Source organism: Xenorhabdus sp. IM139775, assembly GCF_028598745.1.
Lineage (GTDB): Bacteria > Pseudomonadota > Gammaproteobacteria > Enterobacterales > Enterobacteriaceae > Xenorhabdus.
Genome location: NZ_JAQRFK010000193.1, coordinates 1 through 1,224 on the forward strand (window position 1 = coordinate 1; position 1,224 = coordinate 1,224).

Sequence of the window (1,224 nt, forward strand, 5' to 3'; positions counted from 1 at the left end):
GACACAGCTTGGTCAGGCGTATGTGGCGCAAAAATCATCCTTAGCTATCCATCTCTATACAGCGGATGCGTTAGCCAACGGCGATAGTTGGCGCGGTTGGCATGATATCGTTGGTCATGATTCAGTGCTTTTCCCTATTGGTGGCACGCATCAATCCATCATGCACCCGCCTTTGCTGAACCAGATAGCAGATTCCATCACCGAAAACCTACAGGCAATGCCGGCCTTCAACCCGCTCGTTATCATTCAACAGGGATCGCAATCGCTATCACCGCTATTTTGCCTGCCGGGGGCGGGAGCCAGCCCGTCCAGTTTGCTTGAACTGGCGCTCTCATTCCCCCAACAACGCCCGATATATGCTTTGCAGGCTCGCGGATCCACGCCTGAGCACAACTTCCCTTACACCAGTGTTGAAGGGGCTGCCCGTGCCTATATCCAAAATATCCGGCAAATCCAGCCTCATGGCCCTTATCATCTATTGGGCCACTCTTTCGGGGGCTGGATTGCCTTTGAGATGGCGTTGCAATTGCAGGCTGAGGGGGAATCGGTCGCCTCGCTCATTCTGGTTGATACCGATGGACCTGATCAGCAAGCGAATGCCTGCAAATCCGTCAATCGCACTGAGACACTCATGGAGCTGATCGATATTTATAACCTGATATTAGAGAAACCGCTTCCGCTGACCAGACCCGATCTTGATGATCTGGCACCGGATGAACAGACTCAGCGTCTGCACCATGCCTTGGTGAAAGCGGGGCTTTTCCCGGCCAAAACGCCGATATCACTGTTGCAGGGCATTGTTCGCGTGATGCAGGCCAATCTGAACACTGGCTATATTCCCCGTACCCGCTATCAGGGTCGGGTTCATCTGATCAATGCAGAGAAAGGCGATTGGGATGAAAGGAGAACTCGCGAAACCCAGTGGGGTCTTCTCGTGGCTGAACTCAGTACGATGCTGGTGCCCGGCAATCATATGACGATGTTGTCCGCCCCGCAAGTCGGGCAGTGGATAGCCAAGCTATGGCAGGCATTAGATGACATGTGCAACCCAAGCTAAGCACGACGACGAGGCGGATAAAATGGAGCTTCATACTTCCTGTCTGGATGAGCAAGCATGGCAAGCGCTGCTCGATCAGTTTACTTCCTGTGCCGGTGAGGAAGGACTGCCTGAACTGGAAACGCACATTGCGGGTGACCCTGTCACTTATTGTCGCCGTGAGTTAA

General features: G+C 53.4%; 2 protein-coding genes. Both read left to right on the top strand.

Features of this window, described 5'->3' with window-relative positions; translation table 11 throughout:
* The coding region (locus PSI17_RS16895; RefSeq protein ID WP_273553064.1) for a thioesterase domain-containing protein at nt 1-1,057 on the top strand (1,057 nt) is incomplete at its 5' end.
* The coding region (locus PSI17_RS16900) for a hypothetical protein (protein ID WP_273553065.1) at nt 1,035-1,224 on the top strand (190 nt) is incomplete at its 3' end. The genes PSI17_RS16895 and PSI17_RS16900, both read left to right, overlap by 23 nt.